This is a genomic window from Lacicoccus alkaliphilus DSM 16010 (assembly GCF_900142805.1).
Lineage (GTDB): Bacteria > Bacillota > Bacilli > Staphylococcales > Salinicoccaceae > Lacicoccus > Lacicoccus alkaliphilus.
In genome coordinates this window covers 255,836-273,702 of record NZ_FRCF01000003.1, presented here as the reverse complement: position 1 = coordinate 273,702, position 17,867 = coordinate 255,836, and the positions used below count along the sequence as shown (strand labels likewise).

The window sequence follows — 17,867 nt, the reverse complement described above, 5'->3', positions numbered from 1 at the left end:
ATGACAAGGAACATAATCGAAGTGAGCGACTTAAGTGTGGCCTACGCCCATAACCCGGTCATCTGGCATATCAACCTGGCAGTGAAGGCAAACAGCCGGACTGCGGTGGTGGGACCGAACGGCGCAGGCAAATCGACATTGATCAAGTCCATCATGAACCTCAATAAACCACTGTCCGGCAAAGTTGAAATCAACGGCAAAAAACCGAAACATGCGCTGAAAAACATCGCTTATGTGCCGCAGAAAGGTGAAGTCAATTGGGACTTCCCCACCACTGTTCTTGATGTCGTTCTGATGGGGAGATATGTTCATAAAGGCTGGTTCAAGCGCATGAACAAAGCAGATGTCGCCGCCGCAATGGATGCACTCTCCACCATGAAGATGGAAGCTTTCAAAGACCGCCAGATCAGTGAGCTCTCCGGCGGACAGCGGCAGCGCGTCTTCCTGGCGCGGGCGATCTGTCATGATGCGGATTTCTACATCATGGATGAACCGCTCCAGGGCATTGACATCACCACTGAGAAACTCATCATCGACACGATCAAGGCGCTTCAGGCGAAAGGTAAAAGCTTCCTCGTCGTCCACCATAACCTGGACACGGTCGAAGAATATTTCGATCATGTGATCATTCTCAACAAATCCGTCATCGCACAGGGCACTATTGAAGAAGCCTGGAAGAAGGAAAATATTGATAAAGCATACGATGACAGGAGTGTCACCACATGATTGATGTACTGACCAGTTACACTTTCCTGATCGTCGCCATCGGCACCGTCATATTGGCATTCGCCTGCGGCATAGTGGGGACGGTCAGTGTGATCAAGGGGCAGAGCCTGATTGGAGACGCCATCGGACACGCAACATTTCCGGGCATCATCTTCGCATTCATGCTGGTCGGGGTGATGGAGACTTATACACTCGCGCTCGGTGCCGTCATCTTCGGCATCTTTGCCTTTTTCACGATCCAGATCATCACCGACTCGTCGAAAGTGACACTGGACAGTGCACTGGCATTGATACTGTCTTCTTTTTTCGGCCTCGGCATGGCGCTCAAAAGCTACGTGCAGGGACACCCGGGTTTCTCCGGCACACAGGGCATAGACGACTATATTTTCGGTCAGGCCGCTTATATGCTCCGTACGGATGTTTATCTGATCATCATTGCATCAGTGATCAGCCTGTTGCTGTTCATGTTGTTCTATTCGCATATAAAGATTTATGTATTCGATCCCATTTTCAGTAAAAGTGTCGGGGTGAACACGGGACTCATGAATTTCATGATACTCTCGATGACGATCGTCCTGATTGCAGTGGGCCTGAAGGCTGTCGGTGCCATCCTGATCGTCAACCTGCTCATCGCCCCGGGTGTCATCGGCCTGTTATGGTCCAACCGGTTTCCGATGGTGCTTATCATCGCAGGCTTCTCCGGTGCAGTATCAGCATTCACAGGAACATATGTGAGTACGGTTTATGCGGGATTCGCCACCGGCCCTTCCATAATCCTTGCGATGAGCATCCTTGTCCTCCTGTCCATGGTGTTCGGCAGTAAAGGCCTGCTGCACACACACCGTAAAAGGAATCAGGGGGTGGTTTCATGATTGAAGTATGGTTCGTTCTGATCGTGACTGCGCTTGCCACAAGCATCCTTGGTGTATTCCTTGTACTGAAAGGGCTCTCCATGACGACGGACGCCATCAGCCATACGATACTGCTCGGCATCGTGCTTGCGTTCTTCATCACCCAGGACTTGAGGTCGCCGTGGCTGATCATCGGCGCGGGCCTCATCGGACTGCTCACAGTATATCTGATACAGGTCATCATCAATACAAGACTGATCAAACAGGATGCCGCAATCGGTATCGTATTCACCGCTTTGTTCGCACTGGCCATCATTCTGGTTTCAAGGTATGCGGATAACGTGCATCTGGACCTCGACGTCGTCCTGATGGGCGAAGTGCTGTTCGCCCCATTGAACAGGATCGAAATATTCGGATTCAGCGTGCCGAACGCGCTGTGGCAGCTCTCACTGCTGCTCGTCATCAACTGCGGCTTCGTCGCTTTATTCTACAAGGAACTGAAGCTGTCTACGTTCGACCCGACATATGCCTACATAGCAGGCTTCAGTACGACACTCATATACTACCTGCTCATGACGCTCGTTTCGATCACAGCTGTGACAGCGTTTGATGCCGTCGGCTCCATCCTGGTCATCAACTTTTTCGTCGCCCCTGCACTGACGGCCTACCTGCTCGTCAAAAGGCTGAGCCATATGATATGGGTGTCCTTCATCTTTGCCTTCATAAATAGTACACTCGGTTATCTGGCAGGTGATCACCTGGACGTTTCGATGTCCGGTGCCACATCCTTTGTCGCCTTCATCGTCTTCATGCTTGTGTTCCTGCTCAACCCGAAAGGCTTTGTCAGCACCAAGGTCAAGCAGCACAACCAGAAAAAGGTTTTTGCAAGAGCGATGATATTGATGCTGATGAACGAGGATGAACACAGGACGATTTCGCGCAGGGGCATCCAGAGTCACTTCAACCTGGATGATAAATCATTCAAAAAGCATATCGAACACCTGCTCCTGAATGGATATGTGGAGCAGAACACCGACGGCTACACACTGACCCGGCGGGGCGAAGAATATACGCATTATACCCGCATCAAATACGAATTGCCGGCCTCCTGAAATCATGGCGGGATTCGATAACATGTATTAGGAGGGGATTAGGATTGAGCCCTACCAAAGAAGATTATTTGAAGATTTTATTTGAACTTGGCGGCCGGACGGTCCAGGTGCCTAATAAGGAAATCGCCGGGAAACTGGGGATTGCGCCGCCCACTGTGACCGAGATGATGAACAGCCTGGTCAAGATCGGCTGGGTCTCCTATACGCCGTATAAGGGCAGCATGCTGACCGATCAAGGCACCTCTTACGCGAAAAAACTCATCCGCAAGCACAGGCTTTGGGAAGTCTTCCTCGTCGAGGAGCTTGGCTTCGATATACACGCCGTGCACAGAGAAGCGGAACTGCTTGAACACAGCACAAGCAACGATGTCGCGGATAAACTGGAAGAGTTTCTCGGTTTCCCTGAATTCTGCCCTCATGGCGGAGCGGTCAACCCCGATCGGATGGAAGAGCAGGAGGAGAATACGCTCTTCCTTCCCAAGGTGCAGGCGGGGGATCACATCATCATATCGAGGATTGTCGATGATAAGAAACTCCTCCAGTACTTCAAGAACCATCACTTGAACATCGGGGATGAAGTCGTCGTCGAAGAGGTCGATGAGGCGCTCGATCTGATCACCTTAAAAAAGCCCGGCTTCGATAAAGATATACAGATCAGCATGACCGTCGGACAGAATTTATTTGTTGAGAAAATATGAGAAACCGCCCCCTGCTCCTGGAGCCGGGGGCGGTTTCATTATGTCAGCCATGCATGAAAAGATGGCGGTTCAAAGGAACCGCCATTAAACATCACTTAAAGATTTTTACTTTTTAACGTCCTGCCCGAGGTACGCCTGCAACATCCAGCTGGTCTTCTCGATATCTTTGATATAAGCGATGAACATATCCGCCGTCGAATCATCGCCCACGTCTTCCGCTTCTTTCACACCGCTTTTCAGCTCTTCTTTGATCAAATCATAATCTTCAATCAGCTGGCTGACCATCGCATTCTCATCGAGTCCGTATTCCGCTTCAGCAATGCTTGACTCCTCAAGCGCTTCTGCAAGTTTGCCGATCGGCTGTCCTCCGATTGCAAGCACCCTCTCAGCAACGTCATCGATGATTACTGCCGTCGAGTTGTACAATCCTTCAAACTTCGCATGCAGTGAAAAGAAATGAGGCCCTTTGACATACCAGTGGAAATTATGGAGTTTACCCCACAGCACCATATGGTTTGCGAGCTGTCTGTTCAATGACTCGATCACTTTGTTCTTTTCAGTTGTCTGTACCATGAAATCACCTTTCCCAAATAAAATTTTATAGGTGTTTTATTTTATATCGCATAGCTGTCATATCCCACTATACATCTTCCCGGTGATTATAAAACTAAACATGGAAAGTCCTTGATTCAAATCAGATCCGCCTGCCGCAGGCCGTTCAGGATCCCATGGTCATCGACGCTGGTCGTGATGTGTTTCGCATGCGGCTTCACTTCTTCCCGGGCGTTCCCCATCGCAAAACTGTTCGGCACATACTGCAGCATTTCAACATCGTTCGCCCCGTCCCCGAATGCATAGACATTGTTGAGGTCGAGGTTCATCTTCCCGACCACTTGTTTGATGCCCTCCGCCTTGGAGCCGTTCCTGGGAGAGACGTCCATCGAGTAGACATGCCATCTTATGAACTGGAATGCATCTTTGAAATGTTCCTGATACACCCCTTCTTCGCCTCTCGGACAGAACAGCAGCGATTGGTATATATTGCGGCCGATATGGTAGTCCGGATCATGGCCCGGCTTGAAGCCGAGCTTCAAAGTCGCGAGCCCTTCAGTCATATGCTCATGCTCAGGTACATTCGAATGCATGTTTTCCTCGTCCAGGTAGACGATCGGATGATCATTCTCCATCGCCATTTCCGTGATGTCGTTAAGTCTTTCCCCATCCAGCGGATTGGTATGGATCAGCTCGTCTTCGAACACGACATAGTTGCCGTTCATGCTGACGAAGGTGCTGATGCCGAGTTCCGCCCGGAGATCTTCATACATGAAAGGCGAACGCCCCGTCGCGATGGCTGCGATATGACCTGCATTCTTCGCCGCCTTCACCGCTTCCTTCGTCGAATCCGGCACGACCTTGTCATCGTTGTAGAGTGTCCCGTCAATATCAAAGAAAATGATTTTCTGACTGCTCATATAATACCCTGCTCCCATTCATATGTTATACGACAATTTCAAATCTCGATAATCCATAGTACAGCACCACAATCAGCAAGAGCCATACGGCCACCATGAAAAGATGCCCTTTATCATGAAATGCCGAGTATAATTTCAAATCGACGAAGGCACTGAGTACAAACTGCCATGCCAGCACCGTCGCAAGCACCCATATCGCCATCTCGCTGTCTGTGAAGATGAATATCGCGAGGGCCGCGAGATATGTCGCGAGCATCAGATAAAGGAAAATCCGTTCAAGCTGTCTGATGTTCAATTCGCTGATTTTAAGGAAATCATCTTCCCCGGTATACCGGCTGTCATCGAAGGAGAAATACCGTTTCCTCTTCGATATGTAGTGCGTATGGAACGACTTGAAGATCAAGCCGGCAAATAAAACGAATAATAATATATACAAAATCTTCAATCCCCATCTGGTCTAAATTGTTGAACTTACGGTAATAATTGTAATAGATATCCCGCAATAACACCAAGGATAACGATCATCCAGGCAGGCAGCTTCATCCTGAACAACATGAAGAACAGGAGCAGTGCCAAAAAGAAGTCCCGCCCCGTATTGATGCCGCTCGTGAACACAGGATCATAAAATGCGGCAAGCAGTATACCGACGACCGTTGCGTTCACGCCCATCAGGACGCTCTGGAACTTCTCATTGCCGCGGAGTACATTCAGGAAAGGCAGTGCACTCATCACAAGCAGGAACGACGGCAGGAACATCGCAACGGTCGCAACGATGCCGCCCGTCGTCCCGAGCATCACCGTGCCAAGGTAGCTTGCGAATGTGAACAAAGGCCCCGGCACTGCCTGCGCCATACCGTAACCGGCCAAAAACTGGTCGGGCGTGACGAGACCCGTCGGCACGACTTCCCGTTCGATCATCGGCAGCACGACGTGGCCACCGCCGAAGACGATCGAACCGACACGGAAGAAGATGTCGATCAGGTTCAAATACTGGCTGTTGAACATGGAGTTCAGTACCGGCAGCAGTATGAGCAGTCCGGCCAGCGTACTGAAAGATATGATTCCGACTTTACGTGTCAAATTGAATTTGAAGTCCGAAATCTTATTTTCAGCCTTGTTCCTGAACAGTATGTAACCGATGATCCCGCCTATGACGATGGTGAGGATCTGGATCCATGCATTTGGATAGATCAGCATGAGTCCTGCGGCACCGATGGCCATGAGCATCCTTGGAAAGTCCGGCGCAAGATTCCTCCCCATCCCGATCAATGCGTGGAGGACGACCGCCACAGCCACGATCTTCAGACTGTTGATGAACACTGCGCCTTCCAGATCGAACGTCTGATACACCAGTGCGAAAATGATCAGAACCAGGACCGATGGTACCGTGAATCCGAGGAACGACAATATACCGCCCGGGATGCCGCCCCTCAGCATGCCGATCGAGATGCCGACCTGCGAACTCGCAGGTCCCGGCAGGAACTGGCAGACCGCGATGATGTCCGCATACAATTTATCATCGAGCCATTTCTTCTTATCGACATACTCATCCTTGAAATAGGCGAGGTGTGCCACCGGTCCGCCGAAAGAAGTGAGGCCCAGCCGGAGGGAGGTCAATAAAATTTCCATCAGGCTGCCTTTTTGGGGGGGATCGTTCACTTTTGAATTGGGTTCATTCGACATAAGTACCTCCATGACATAGGTTTTGTAATCTAAAGTTAACAGGATTGCCATATGAAATCCATAGCGGGAAAGAGAATTAATCAATTCTTAACATTCGAGGCCTGGAATTTTCAAATAAAAAACACTCCCTGCTCCGATGCACCGGGTGCGACTGATTTTTTGCATAAAATTACAGTAATGCTTCGGACAGCTCAACGATATATTGGAGCTTCTTCCGTCAGTTTGTCTCCCATGACTTTATATTTAATGCACAGCAATAATTATTTAATGATAAACATTAAATAATTATTGCTTTAATTTAAATATAGGTGTATAATGTAACTAACAAGGAAAAGGAGGAGTAACCGATGACAAATAACGCAGTGGTGCATAAGCGCTTCAAAACCATGGTGAAGATCCTTTACGTGCTTTCCTACATTCCGCTGGCACTCCTGGCCCTCGGCCTTTTCGCAACCCTTGCGGGGATCATCGCCGTACCGTTCATCCCACTGGACCGCATCGAATCGGGACTGACACAGCTCCCGATCACAGGCACTTATGAAACGACGGGGCTGACACTGGAAGTCACCGAAGCATACCTGGAGACGATCAACCTGGATCAGACAGCCATCCTGCTGTGGCTTTCAGCACAGTTCCTTTACATCACCGCCATCACCCTCATATTCTTCTTCATCAACCGGTGGCTTCACAACCTCACCAATGGGCACATCTTCACACTGAGGAACAGCCGTCTCATAGAGCTCGCAGCTTACACTCTAATGATTTTCACTCTGATCGATGCACTCACAAACATGGCACTCCAAAATTTGCTGCTGCAGACATTTTCACTTGCAGAAATTGCTTCCGAGTTGAATGAGCAATCGATCGTCGGTTTCAACCGGATCAACATCGATTTCAATCTGATGATTTTATTCAGCGGCATCATCATCTGGATTCTCGCCAAAGTGTTCAAGTACGGTGCATTTCTCCAGGATGAATATGATGCGACAGTTTAGGGGGGAAAGACATGATTATAGTCAGGCTCGACAGAGTACTCGCAGACAGGAAGATGCCTCTTGGGAAATTGGCTGATGAAATCGGCGTCTCCATCGTCAACCTTTCCAACCTCAAGACCGGGAAAGTGAAGGCTGTCAGGTTCTCGACACTTGATGCAATATGCAAAGCGCTCGACTGCCAGCCAGGAGACATTTTGGAGTATGCCCCTGATGATCCCGCGGAATAAATTAAAACATCGAAATATTTGCACTCTTCCGTAAATAGATATAGGATTGAACCAATGAAATATGTCATCACTAAAAGGGAGAGTGTAATATGAAGTTAAATGTAACAGATGCCGCACTGAAGTGGTTTAAAGATGATGTGGAACTGGAATCCGGCGACAAGGTGCGTTTCTTTGTCCAGATTTATGGAGACAGCGCCGTCCGCGAAGGTTATTCACTCGCTTTTACTCTGGACAGAGATGACAGGAAGAAGGCAGTCGAATATGAGAAGGACGGCATCGAATTTTATGTCAATGAAACAGATGTATGGTTCTTCGATGACCATGACCTCTCCGTGGAGTACGATGAAGATAAGGATGAAGTCGTATTCAACTATATAGGACAGAAAAAAAGACAAGCGTGAGTGCCCATGCCTGCCTTCATCAAGTGACCCTCCTCAATCGGAGGGTTTTATTTTTTTCCGGAAAAGCTCCCGGAATGTCTGTTTATCTTCTTTTGAAAACGGCTTCGGACCCTTCGTCCTGCCGCCCGCCTGCCGGATCGCTGCACCCATATGGCGGGTGTCGAGCAGATGATCGATGTTCATCGCATCATACTCGAACCCCTTATGATGGAGCACAGTTGCGCCTTTCGGCAGAAGCAGAGAGGCAAGCCCGTAATCCTGTGTGACGACGATGTCGTCTTTTTTGTGAGTGCGACGATTTTGAAATCCGCCGCGTCCCGGCCCGCATCCACATAAATCGTCCCAACATGGGCGGGCACATCCTGGTTGGAAAAATGAGAGAGGCTCGACACGAGCGTGACCGGGATGTTTAAACCGGACGTCTCTTTGAAAATGATATCCTTCACCGGACATGCATCCGCATCAACGATGATCTTCATGCTTGTACCCGCCTTTACAGTTTGGATTTTATGGTAGTCCCATCGGCCGAACCGGCGCCCATTTGGCGATGGACCTTTGAGCGTCATCCGCCTACTCTCCGAGGTTCAGTTTCTTCAGCTGCTCGGCGAGCGCATTGTTGATCGGCTCTTCTTTTTTGTCCTGCTTCAAATACTTATTCACGGTGCGCTTGTCGACGCGCCCTTTATTTTCCTTTTTCTTACGCGCTTCAAATGATGACATCTTCTCACGGTAGCCGCATGTACATGTGAATATCTGACCGTCGCCGGAGCCGCTCAATGTGAGCTTCTTCTTACATTTCGGGCATCTGGCATTCGTGATTTTTGCGACATTCTTCCTATGCCCGCACTCGCGGTCCTGACAGACGAGCATCTTGCCTTTCTTGCCGTTCACTTCAAGCAGCGGCTTGCCGCAGTCCGGGCAGTCACGTCCGGAAATGTTGTCGTGCTTGAACGTCTTGTCGCTCGACTTCACTTCTGCGACGATATCTTTCGTATGCTGCTTCATATTCTCGATGAATTTCTGCTTGTCCAGATGGCCACGCTCGATCTGTTCGAGCTGTTTCTCCCATACCGCCGTCGTCACCGGTGATTTAAGGATTTCAGGTGCAAGGTCCAGCAGCTGCTTACCTTTGGATGTGATTTTGATTGCCTGGCCGTTCTTCTCCAGATAAAACGTATTGAACAGTTTATCGATGATGTCCGCACGCGTTGCGACCGTTCCGAGTCCGCCGGATTCGCTCAATGTCTTGCTGTGCGTTTTGTCCATGTTGAAATATTTTGCAGGGTTTTCCATCGCCTGAAGGAGGGATGCTTCAGTGAATCTCGGCGGCGGTGCCGTTTCACCCGTCGTCTTGTTCACATGCCTTACATTAAGCGTCTCGCCTTTCGCAACATCGACGGTTCTGTCTTCCGCCTCTTCCGCAAAAGCGATTTTGAAGCCCTGCTTCAGGACGCGGTTGTATTTCGCCTCCAGCAACTCACCATTCACTTCTGCGGTCACGATCGTCTCCTCATACTCGTACGGCGGCAGCAGGACGCCCATGAAACGCTGGATGACGAGGTCGTACACGCGCTTTTCGCGCTCGCTGAAATCACTGTAATGGACGGTGCTCTCAGTCGGGATGATCGCATGATGGTCACTCACTTTCGCATCGTTGACGAAAGAGCCGTTCCCTTTGATCGGTGCTTTTAAAATATGGGTCGCCACTTTACGGAAACTACCGATGCCGCTCGCCTGCACGCGTTCCTTCAACGTCGGCACGATATCATTGGAGATGAATTTCGAATCCGTCCGCGGATATGTCAGTACCTTATGGCGTTCGTAAAGCCCCTGCATCGTCTGCAGCGTCTCTTTTGCAGAGAGGCCGTAGATTTTGTTGGCATCCCTCTGCAGTTCCGTCAGGTCGTAGAGGCCCGGGGCGAACTGTTTCTTTTTCTTCTTGCCGACGTCTTTGACAGTCAGATGATCCGCCTTGAGCTTCTTCCGGATGGCATCCACTTTGTCTTCATTGAAGGTCGAGAAGTTCGTGCCGTCCTTCCACTTGAATTTGAGCTTGTCCGTTCCGACCTCAAGTCCGAAATACGTCTTCGGTTTGAAGTTTTTGATTTCCTCATCGCGTGCCGCAATCATCGCAAGCGTCGGTGTCTGGACGCGCCCGCAGTTCAGCTGTGCATTGAACTTTGTCGTGAGCGCACGCGTTGCGTTCAGGCCGACATACCAGTCCGCTTCACTCCTCGCGACTGCCGCCTGGTAAAGATTCCGGTACTTATTACCGGACTTCAAGTTTTTGAACCCTTCGGAAATCGCCTTGTCGGTGACCGAGGAGATCCACAGGCGTTTGATCGGTTTATTGACCTTCACATAATCGATGATCCATCTCGCCACGAGCTCACCCTCCCGGCCGGCATCGGTCGCGATGATGATTTCTTCGACGTCTTTGCGCTTCAGCTGCGTCTGTACCGCCTTGAACTGCTTCGTCGTCTGCGGTATGTGCGTCAGTTTCAGCGGTGCCGGGAGCATCGGCAGATCTGACAGATCCCATTTCTGATATTTATTGTCATAACGCTCCGGGTCCTGCAGGGTCACAAGGTGCCCGAGCGCCCATGTGACGATATATTTATCCCCTTCAAGGAAACCGTTCCCTTTTTTACTGCACTTCAGCACGCGGGCGATGTCCCGTGCGACCGAAGGCTTTTCAGCAAGTACTACACTCTTCGCCAAAATATTCATCCTTTCCGATTCTTACAATTCATCAATCAATTATACTGCTTTTGGACTTCGGAATAAAGTCATTGAAAAAGGACCTCCCGACTTCGGATGGTCCTTCCATTATCATTCCTTTTCCAGGCCGCCCACGAACTGCTTTGCTTCAGACTGTGACATGCCCGTGACATTCCTGACATATCTCACTGCTTTGCCGGCACCCTGGGTCTCGAGCTTATCTCTCGCTTCAACCACCCACTTCTCTTCAGCCGGACCGGCTTCAAGCTTTTCAATCTTCTCCCTCAGATGCGCAAGTTCCTTACGCTGGGCGAAGATGATCGCCACTGCCGCAAAGAGTACGAGGAACAGCCCCATCGTCAGTAAATCCATATCAGACTCTCCTTACACGACAAGCCGGCACTTATTGCACCGGAGTCACTTCGCTGCTGTTTACAGCTTTGATATAGTTCTTTATGATATCACTTCCCGCCTTGCATGCAAAGGACTCGGGGTGGTATTGAATGCCGAAATGCGGCCGCGAGGCATGTTCGAAGGACTGGATGGAATCCACTGTCTCACCGGTCACTTTCAGACCGTCGGGGAACGATTCCCGCTCACTCACTAGCGAATGATACCGCATGATTTCTATTTTTTCACCAAGACCGTCATACAGCCTTGAGCCGCCGATGACCTTCATCACATCCATCTTGCCGTGTTTCACCACATCACCTTCGACGACCCGTCCGCCGTAGTGGCAGGTCAATGCCTGGGAACCGAGGCAGATGCCGAGTATCGGCTTGTCTTCGTAGGCTGTGATGATGTTCATCAGATGATCTTCATCGAGCGGGTGCCCCGGCCCCGGGGAAATCACCAGACCATCGGCTTCCAGTTCCAGCACGTCACCATCATCCGGATATCTCACCACGACTTCATCAAATGCTTCCAGCATATCGATCAGGTTATAGGTGAATGAATCATAATTATCGATGACAAGTATCATGGGTGCACCTCCAGCAGACTTTTCACTTTCAATTTCGTCTCTTCCAGCTCTTTTTCGGGGACGGAGTCATACACGACACCGCAGCCCGCTTCTACATTCACATATTCCTCATCGACCAGCATGGTGCGTATGGCCAGCGCAAAATCGAGTTCCTGGTTGCAGTTGATGTAACCGACCCCGCCTGAGTATATGCCGCGCTTTTCCGGCCGGACTTCATATATCCGCTCGATTGCACGGAGTTTCGGGGCACCGGACACCGTTCCCGTAGGCAGCAGGCTTGTGACGATATCGATCGGTGAGATGTCTTTTTTCACATCCCCCGTCACGACGCTCACGATATGCATGACGTGTTCATACTTTTCTATTTCCATCAGGCGTTCGAGTGATATGCTGCCCTGCTCACTCACGCGGTTCACATCATTACGCCCCAGGTCGACGAGCATCCGGTGCTCGCTGAGCTCCTTCTCATCCCCGGCAAGCGATTCCGCATTCCGAAGATCCTCCTCCGGATCCTTCCCCCGCCTGATCGTCCCGGCGATCGGGTTCGTGATCACTTTGCCCCCCTGGACTTTCACGAAACTCTCCGGAGAACTGCCGATGATGATAGGATCATCGAAATTCAAATAATACATATAGGGACTCGGGTTCTGCCGCTTCAAATTTTTGTACAGCTGAAATGTCAGCACATTCTTCTCCATGCCGAACGCATGCCTGTATTTATAAATCCTGGACGGCACGGCCTGGAACATATCTCCCTTTTGTATCAGCTCCTTGAAATAGGACACCGTCTTCAAGAAGTCCGCCTCACTGATGTTCGTCTCGATTTCCCGGTTCGAGTTGTCATATGAGAGCACCGGGTGGAACAGCCTGACCGACTTGGCCTCCTCCACCATTGCTGCGAGCCGCGCTTCAAGCTCATCCCCAGGAATGCCGGAAAACAGGTTCGATGTGATCACATGGATCTTCTCCCTGTAATGATCGAAGACATATACGCTCTCGACCATGTAGAACACCAGGTCATCTGTTTTATTTTCCACTTCAATTTCCTGCAGCTTTTTGAATGCATGGCGCACCAGGTCGAAGCTGCAGCTGCCGATGAAGCCGGAAACGAATAAAAGTTCGGCGAGCACCGGATCTTCAATATCCGCCTTGTATTCACCGAGCAGATTTTTAAGCTTTTCATAAGGATCGTTGCTGTAGCTGAAGATGCAGTCCGGATATTCCACCGTGAGCGTATGGCTGTCGAGCGTGACTTTACCGTGGTGATCGAAGGCCACCATCGAGTACCGCCCCTTCATTTCGTGCTGTGACGCACTTTCGAAAATGACTTTCTTCTCCCTCATCTGCGCAAGTGCTTCCGGTGTAAACTCGGCGTTCAATGTTTCATATATGATTTCCATATCGAATCCCCCTTTTTAAAATAAAAAATAAGCCTCCCAAACGAATAGGACGCTTACACGCGGTGCCACCTAAATTGAGGACCAGGTCCCCCACTTGATATTTATTCGGTTATGCACCGGTGAAACCCACTTCATCCGGCATCCATATCGGTTCGCATCACCCACCGACTTTCTGAAAAAGGACACGCCGGACTACTCCATTACCACCTGAATAAAAAAGCACCACAGCAACGCCTCAAGGACGCGTCACCGTGGTGCCACCTTAATTAACAAATGAATGTTCACTCTGGTAAATCTCATTTTAAATTTTAATTTCTGCCCAATTCACAAATATCATGTGCTGATTTGCATCACCCATCAGCTTTCTTTGACTACATTCTATATTTGCTACTGAATAACTAAAATATATAGAGGTTTTTGAGATAAGTCAACTGTTAATTCTAAATATTTGAAATCCACCTCCAGTATGATGTTTATCCATCCTTCAGCAAGGGTAAATTCCTGTGACATACTGTATAGATGTCAAATGCTATCATGATTGCATTTTTACATCCTTCAGAGCACCTCTCATCACACCATTTCCAAAGCATGCCAGGAATAACCCTCGACTTGAGCAAAATTTTACAGGAGGTTTTCAGTGTGGCAGATAAGAATTATCAGAAGGAAAATGAAATACCACGTGAAAAAGAAGCGAACCGGGAGCCGATGACGGACCGTCAGGGCCACCCCGTGACAGATAACCAGAACTTGCGCACAATTGGTGACCGCGGGCCTGCGACTATGGAGAACTATCATTTCCTGGAGAAGATGTCGCATTTCGACCGTGAGGAAGTGCCTGAGCGGGTCGTGCACGCCAGGGGCACGGGTGCATTCGGCTATTTCGAAACTTACGGCAGAGTCGGTGAGGAGCCGGTCGAGAAATACACACGCGCAAAAGTGTTCTCAGGTGAGGGCAAGCGCACCCCGCTCATGGTGCGTTACTCCACCGTGGCAGGCGCAAAGGATTCCCCTGAAACCGAGCGTGATCCGAGAGGGTTCGCCGTCAAAATGTACACCGAAGACGGCAACTGGGACCTCGTCGGCAACAACCTGAAAATTTTCTTCATCCGCGATGCGATGAAATTCCCGGATATGATCCATGCATTCAAAGTCGACCCGGCATCGAATGTCCCGGATCCGACGAAGATGTTCGACTTCGTATCCCGCTCACCTGAAGCGATACACATGATTACATTCCTGTTCTCACCGTGGGGCATCCCGGCGACTTACCGCCATATGCAGGGCTCCGGTGTGAACACTTATAAATGGGTCAACGATGAAGGTGAAGCAGTGCTCGTCAAGTACCACTGGGAGCCGAAACAGGGCATACGCAACCTGACCCAGGAAGAGGCGAATGACATCCAGTCCCAGACGGTGGCACATGCGACGGAAGACCTTTATCTGGCGATTGAACGCGGCGAGTATCCGGAGTGGGAACTGTTCGTCCAGATTATGGAAGACGGTTACCATGAAGAGCTTGATTTCGATCCGCTCGATGATACGAAACTATGGCCGGAAGACAAGTTTCCGTGGCTGCCGGTCGGCAAGATGGTGCTCAATGAAAATCCGACGGACTTCCATGCCCAGATCGAGCAGGCCGCATTCGGCACCGGTGTCCTGGTCGACGGCATGGACTTCTCAGATGATAAAATGCTGATCGGACGCACCTTTTCCTACTCCGATACGCAGCGTTACCGTGTCGGTGCAAACTATCTGCAGGTACCGGTGAATGCGCCGAAGACGAGAGTACGCACGAACCAGCACCGCGGACAGCTCGACCACCGCGACCCCGGTGAGATGGGTGATGATCCGAGCATCAACTATGAACCCTCCATGCGGGGCGGTCTTGAAGAAGCGGAAGAAAGAGGCAAGCCGCATCGGCCGACGTACAATGCGGAAGCATTACGGAAGCCGATCGACCGTCCGAACAACTATGGTCAGGCGGGGGAGACCTACCGGAACTTCGAGGACTGGGAGCGCGATGAACTCATCAAGAATTTATCCGACGTGCTCGCTCAGAGTGACGAGCGTATCCAGGAAGCGATGGTGCACCACTTCACCCAGGCCGACGAAGATTATGGCAGACGTGTCAAAGAAGGCATCGAAGCCAAAGTGAAAGAGATGGAGAACATGAAAGAGTCAGGGCCGCCGGGCCGTGAAGCCGGGGAGAAATCCAAGTACGGCTCAGCAGGCACCGCCACCGAACAGCAGGCTGCAAAGGATGCGGTGGATAAAGGCCATGAAGCGGACCCTTATTAAAATTTTGATTAAGGCGGGACTTTTGTCCTGCCTTATTTTTATTTGAGAGGCTTTTATTTTGATGAGCGGCTAAAAGGCTGCTCATTCGTTCCGAAAATCGGCATTGGATGAGCAGGCCGAGAGGAACTCTGCTCACTCAGCCTCAAAATCATCATCGAATGCGCAGGCCGAGCGGAATTCTGCTCACTCAGCCTTAAAATCACCATCGAATGCGCAGGCCGAGCGGAATTCTGCTCACTCAGCCTTAAAATCATCATCGAATGCGCAGGCCGAGCGGAATTCTGCTCACTCAGCCTTAAAATCATCATCGAATGCGCAGGCCGAGCGGAATTCTGCTCACTCAGCCTTAAAATCACCATCGAATGCGCAGGGGCGTCAATATACCAGAATTCCAAATAAAAAGAAGCCGGGTTCCACCCAGCCTCTACTCATTCTCCCGAAAATAAATTTCCCGGGAAATGTTCTGCTTATTCCTCCGGCACGTTAAAATGCCTTTTGGCGAGCTCTTGCTCATATACATACAAAGCATTGCCATCATCTTTCAGGCGGCCGATGTAGTCGAGATGCGTCTCGAACATTGATTCCTCTTCCACCTGCTCATCCAGGAACCATCTGACGAATGACAACGTCATATGCTCCCGGTCTTCGGTGGCGATATCTGAAATCTCATAGAAATTCCTTGTCACCGTCTTCTCCTGCTCAAGCCCATGTCTGAATGTATCAAGGAGCGACTCGTAATCATTTTTCGGTTCCGGGATGGCCTGGAATTTTGCGTGCACGCCGCGGTCATTCAAATAGTTGTAGATCTTTGTGCCGTGAAAACGTTCTTCTTTCGCCTGTTGCTTATAGAAGTTGGCGAACCCATCATAGCTCTGATTCTCACAATAGGACGCCATCGCCAAATATTCATGCGCTGCTGCAAATTCATGGTTCATCTGATCGATCAAAGCCTGTTTCAACTTATCTGATAACATTTTAGAACCTCCCTTTCATCACCATTTTAACGAATGTGAATGCATACTTCCAAAAATCCGGCTTCCTACCTGCTCACATTCCGCTTCATGTCGCGCGGCAGTTCCAGGAACGGCTGGATGTCCTGAACGTATTCAAGGACCCCCATGAATTCATCCCTTTCGTCGAACATCGCCTTGTAGGTGATGTGAATGAACTGATCACCCTTTTTGAACCACATCGTCTCCGAGTCTTTAACTTTATTTTTAAGATCCCTGATGACATACATCACCTTTTTCAAACTCTTCGGCGGATGACAATTCGCGACATTACGGCCGATTGAAAGCGGGGTGCGTATGAACATCATTTCAGAAGATTCGACGACTTCATTGAAATATTTGAAGATCCCGTTTTTATCGATGAATGTAAGTTCAACAGGCAGGTTGTTCAATATAAGGTTCGCTTCCTTAGCCGTCAGATATCCGCCTCCGAACTGCAGCTGCTCGGTATGATCAAGCGGCTTCACCGTTGGCCTTCGGGATTTGAAATAATCCCCTGCATCGACGGCATAGCCGAATGCACTGCTTTCAACTGCAATGGCACACCAGTCGCGCTCTTTGAAGAGCAGCTGCGTAACCGGGATGAGCAGATGATCCTCCTCCATGACGACTACCCGGCATGCCGCCTTCAATTTGTTGAATGACTGTCGTATATGAACAAAATCCAGGTCCGCCGTGTTCCTCAAAAGCCCTTTCATGCCCTTGAGCAATGCACGGATATGGTCGTGTGCTTTCCATGTCGTCCGCGGCAGTGCATGGATGCCGTACCTTTCAAGCAGGGGGAAATAAAGCTTCTCTTTCCTGTTGAAATGGCGGTTCAACTCGCCCAGTCGTCCAACTTCGGCGATGAGTGTTTCAAGAAGGCTGTCCTCCCCATCCTCCACACCTTCAATCAAATATCCGATGATTTCAAGCGTGTCCGAAAACAGCTCATTCTCCCGCCTCAGTATATGCAGCGGATGGTTTTCATCCCCACTGATATGGATTTCTGTAACATCATGACCATATAAATGAAGGTGCATTTCAAAAAATGCCCGGATATCATCTACCGTCATCCCTTTTTCAGTATGCTTCAACTCCAGGACCGCCTTGAATACGTCCAGCAGATCGAAGGTCTCAGCATATGTGCTGTAATCGGGCAGGATGTCTGCCTGCGGCACCCCTTCCTGCACCCGCTTCATTAAATTCCTGACCGTCTTCACGTCTTCCATGACCTTTGACACAGTATCACCCCATCACCGGAAGCCCCGGCTTTAAAGATATATATTTAATACATCTATCATATATCATT

Annotated in this window: 18 protein-coding genes and 1 pseudogene; 8 read left to right on the top strand and 11 right to left on the bottom strand. The window is 49.9% G+C overall.

Annotation, left to right across the window (positions count from 1 at the left end):
- The 4 genes from BUA12_RS06115 to BUA12_RS06100 are packed head-to-tail and all read left to right on the top strand — an operon-like array spanning nt 1 to nt 3,387.
- Nucleotides 1-726 carry a metal ABC transporter ATP-binding protein gene (locus BUA12_RS06115; RefSeq protein ID WP_072709451.1) on the top strand — a complete coding sequence of 242 codons (726 nt, stop codon included), beginning with the start codon at nt 1-3 and terminating at the stop codon, nt 724-726.
- On the top strand, nt 723-1,598 hold the full coding sequence (locus BUA12_RS06110) for a metal ABC transporter permease (protein WP_072709449.1): 876 nt from the start codon (nt 723-725) through the stop codon (nt 1,596-1,598). The genes BUA12_RS06115 and BUA12_RS06110 overlap by 4 nt, the downstream gene beginning before the upstream one ends.
- Nucleotides 1,595-2,689 carry a metal ABC transporter permease gene (locus BUA12_RS06105; RefSeq protein ID WP_072709447.1) on the top strand — a complete coding sequence of 365 codons (1,095 nt, stop codon included), beginning with the start codon at nt 1,595-1,597 and terminating at the stop codon, nt 2,687-2,689. Before BUA12_RS06110 ends, BUA12_RS06105 begins: the two co-directional genes overlap by 4 nt.
- A 44-nt stretch (nt 2,690-2,733) precedes the next feature.
- Complete coding sequence (locus BUA12_RS06100) at nt 2,734-3,387, top strand: metal-dependent transcriptional regulator (RefSeq protein ID WP_072709445.1); 654 nt, start codon at nt 2,734-2,736, stop codon at nt 3,385-3,387.
- Nucleotides 3,388-3,492: 105 nt separating this feature from the next.
- Here the strand turns inward: BUA12_RS06100 and BUA12_RS06095 are convergent, their stop codons facing one another.
- From BUA12_RS06095 to chrA, 4 genes are all read right to left on the bottom strand, one after another.
- Nucleotides 3,493-3,960, bottom strand: a complete 468-nt coding sequence (locus BUA12_RS06095) for a Dps family protein (protein ID WP_072709443.1) — start codon at nt 3,958-3,960, stop codon at nt 3,493-3,495.
- Nucleotides 3,961-4,076: 116 nt separating this feature from the next.
- Nucleotides 4,077-4,859: a Cof-type HAD-IIB family hydrolase gene (locus BUA12_RS06090; protein ID WP_072709441.1), complete on the bottom strand. Its 783-nt coding sequence runs from the start codon at nt 4,857-4,859 to the stop codon at nt 4,077-4,079.
- Between the two features lie 25 nt (nt 4,860-4,884).
- Nucleotides 4,885-5,295, bottom strand: a complete 411-nt coding sequence (locus tag BUA12_RS06085) for a hypothetical protein (protein WP_072709439.1) — start codon at nt 5,293-5,295, stop codon at nt 4,885-4,887.
- Nucleotides 5,296-5,330: 35 nt separating this feature from the next.
- A complete protein-coding gene (chrA, locus tag BUA12_RS06080; RefSeq protein ID WP_072709437.1) occupies nt 5,331-6,542 on the bottom strand; it encodes a chromate efflux transporter in 1,212 nt (403 codons plus the stop codon).
- Nucleotides 6,543-6,889: 347 nt separating this feature from the next.
- On the opposite strand from chrA, the gene BUA12_RS06075 reads away from it, so the two are divergent.
- From BUA12_RS06075 to BUA12_RS06065, 3 genes are all read left to right on the top strand, one after another.
- Entirely contained in the window at nt 6,890-7,537 is a 648-nt protein-coding gene (locus BUA12_RS06075) for a DUF2975 domain-containing protein (RefSeq protein ID WP_072709435.1), read from the top strand.
- A gap of 11 nt (nt 7,538-7,548) precedes the next feature.
- Nucleotides 7,549-7,764 (top strand): helix-turn-helix domain-containing protein, encoded by a 216-nt coding sequence (locus BUA12_RS06070; protein ID WP_072709433.1) that lies wholly within the window; start codon nt 7,549-7,551, stop codon nt 7,762-7,764.
- A gap of 89 nt (nt 7,765-7,853) precedes the next feature.
- Nucleotides 7,854-8,165 (top strand): HesB/YadR/YfhF family protein, encoded by a 312-nt coding sequence (locus tag BUA12_RS06065; protein ID WP_072709431.1) that lies wholly within the window; start codon nt 7,854-7,856, stop codon nt 8,163-8,165.
- A gap of 33 nt (nt 8,166-8,198) precedes the next feature.
- Here BUA12_RS06065 and BUA12_RS06060 read toward each other — a convergent pair.
- From BUA12_RS06060 to BUA12_RS06040, 5 genes and pseudogenes are all read right to left on the bottom strand, one after another.
- Nucleotides 8,199-8,644: pseudogene (locus BUA12_RS06060) on the bottom strand (YaiI/YqxD family protein).
- A gap of 91 nt (nt 8,645-8,735) precedes the next feature.
- Nucleotides 8,736-10,886: a DNA topoisomerase III gene (locus BUA12_RS06055; RefSeq protein WP_072709429.1), complete on the bottom strand. Its 2,151-nt coding sequence runs from the start codon at nt 10,884-10,886 to the stop codon at nt 8,736-8,738.
- A gap of 111 nt (nt 10,887-10,997) precedes the next feature.
- Nucleotides 10,998-11,258, bottom strand: a complete 261-nt coding sequence (locus tag BUA12_RS06050; RefSeq protein WP_072709427.1) for a hypothetical protein — start codon at nt 11,256-11,258, stop codon at nt 10,998-11,000.
- A gap of 31 nt (nt 11,259-11,289) precedes the next feature.
- On the bottom strand, nt 11,290-11,868 hold the full coding sequence (locus BUA12_RS06045) for an anthranilate synthase component II (RefSeq protein ID WP_072709425.1): 579 nt from the start codon (nt 11,866-11,868) through the stop codon (nt 11,290-11,292).
- Nucleotides 11,865-13,268, bottom strand: coding sequence for an anthranilate synthase component I (locus tag BUA12_RS06040; protein ID WP_072709423.1), 1,404 nt, complete (start codon nt 13,266-13,268; stop codon nt 11,865-11,867). Before BUA12_RS06040 ends, BUA12_RS06045 begins: the two co-directional genes overlap by 4 nt.
- 705 nt (nt 13,269-13,973) lie before the next feature.
- Here BUA12_RS06040 and BUA12_RS06035 point away from each other — a divergent pair.
- A complete protein-coding gene (locus BUA12_RS06035) occupies nt 13,974-15,566 on the top strand; it encodes a catalase (RefSeq protein ID WP_072709519.1) in 1,593 nt (530 codons plus the stop codon).
- Nucleotides 15,567-16,033: 467 nt separating this feature from the next.
- On the opposite strand, the gene BUA12_RS06030 is transcribed toward BUA12_RS06035, so the two are convergent.
- Nucleotides 16,034-16,540 carry a ferritin gene (locus BUA12_RS06030; RefSeq protein WP_072709421.1) on the bottom strand — a complete coding sequence of 169 codons (507 nt, stop codon included), beginning with the start codon at nt 16,538-16,540 and terminating at the stop codon, nt 16,034-16,036.
- 65 nt (nt 16,541-16,605) lie between these two features.
- A complete protein-coding gene (locus tag BUA12_RS06025) occupies nt 16,606-17,799 on the bottom strand; it encodes a PAS domain-containing protein (protein WP_084669959.1) in 1,194 nt (397 codons plus the stop codon).
- Nucleotides 17,800-17,867: the final 68 nt, after the last annotated feature.

Bases quoted from the DNA above. Each gene is read 5' to 3' on its own strand.
- BUA12_RS06115 (WP_072709451.1), top strand. From the start codon at position 1: ATGACAAGGAACATAATCGAAGTGAGCGACTTAAGTGTGGCCTACGCC.
- BUA12_RS06110 (WP_072709449.1), top strand. From the start codon at position 723: ATGATTGATGTACTGACCAGTTACACTTTCCTGATCGTCGCCATCGGC.
- BUA12_RS06105 (WP_072709447.1), top strand. From the start codon at position 1,595: ATGATTGAAGTATGGTTCGTTCTGATCGTGACTGCGCTTGCCACAAGC.
- BUA12_RS06095 (WP_072709443.1), bottom strand. From the start codon at position 3,960: ATGGTACAGACAACTGAAAAGAACAAAGTGATCGAGTCATTGAACAGA.
- BUA12_RS06090 (WP_072709441.1), bottom strand. From the start codon at position 4,859: ATGAGCAGTCAGAAAATCATTTTCTTTGATATTGACGGGACACTCTAC.
- chrA (WP_072709437.1), bottom strand. From the start codon at position 6,542: ATGTCGAATGAACCCAATTCAAAAGTGAACGATCCCCCCCAAAAAGGC.
- BUA12_RS06075 (WP_072709435.1), top strand. From the start codon at position 6,890: ATGACAAATAACGCAGTGGTGCATAAGCGCTTCAAAACCATGGTGAAG.
- BUA12_RS06070 (WP_072709433.1), top strand. From the start codon at position 7,549: ATGATTATAGTCAGGCTCGACAGAGTACTCGCAGACAGGAAGATGCCT.
- BUA12_RS06065 (WP_072709431.1), top strand. From the start codon at position 7,854: ATGAAGTTAAATGTAACAGATGCCGCACTGAAGTGGTTTAAAGATGAT.
- BUA12_RS06050 (WP_072709427.1), bottom strand. From the start codon at position 11,258: ATGGATTTACTGACGATGGGGCTGTTCCTCGTACTCTTTGCGGCAGTG.
- BUA12_RS06045 (WP_072709425.1), bottom strand. From the start codon at position 11,868: ATGATACTTGTCATCGATAATTATGATTCATTCACCTATAACCTGATC.
- BUA12_RS06040 (WP_072709423.1), bottom strand. From the start codon at position 13,268: ATGGAAATCATATATGAAACATTGAACGCCGAGTTTACACCGGAAGCA.
- BUA12_RS06035 (WP_072709519.1), top strand. From the start codon at position 13,974: ATGACGGACCGTCAGGGCCACCCCGTGACAGATAACCAGAACTTGCGC.
- BUA12_RS06030 (WP_072709421.1), bottom strand. From the start codon at position 16,540: ATGTTATCAGATAAGTTGAAACAGGCTTTGATCGATCAGATGAACCAT.